This is a genomic window from Vibrio sp. YT-19(2023) (genome assembly GCF_033337395.1).
In genome coordinates, this window is the sequence record NZ_JAWOQN010000923.1 from 1 (window position 1) to 561 (window position 561).

Genomic DNA, 561 nt, shown 5'->3' on the forward strand with positions numbered 1-561 from the left:
CAATGTTTTATTCCTTGTCTCTGTCTATGGATTGTATCGCAATGTCGTCTTATGTAATAAGACCGGATGAGGAAGAAGATAGCGCAGAAACTAAGCGAACTGCGCTTTAACTTTTATCGTTGTTCGCCCGTTATTTAGGCAGAGATACGGTGAAGCAGGCGCCACCAAGAGGGCTGTGTGAAATAGAAACATCGCCGCGTTGCAATTCCATAATTTGTCTTACAATGGCAAGTCCTAAACCAAAGCCGCTGGTGCTTTTATTACGAGATTTGTCGGCGCTGTAAAATGCCTCAAACAGGTGAGGCCAGTCTTTTTCATCAATACCGTTTCCATCGTCATGAATGCTGATCATGCAGTGTTCTTCATCTTCGGTCACTTCTAACATGATTTGGCTATCGGCATAACGCATGGCATTGCGACGTAGGTTGTCTAACGCGCGCTTGGGCAGTTTGGGGTCGGTCTTAATTGGGGCTTCTTTGCAATCCGTATCTTTAACGGTGATTGGCAATGGCGTCTCTTGCTGCCATTTGTCTTTTAGGTCAGAAAGCAGGGAGTTAAGCT

At 45.5% G+C, this 561-nt stretch carries 1 protein-coding gene; it reads right to left on the reverse strand.

Annotated elements, in window-relative coordinates:
* Positions 1-130: 130 nt before the first annotated feature.
* Positions 131-561, reverse strand: a 431-nt coding sequence (locus tag R7E78_RS29215; protein WP_318059031.1) for a sensor histidine kinase, incomplete at its 5' end; no start/stop codon positions are given.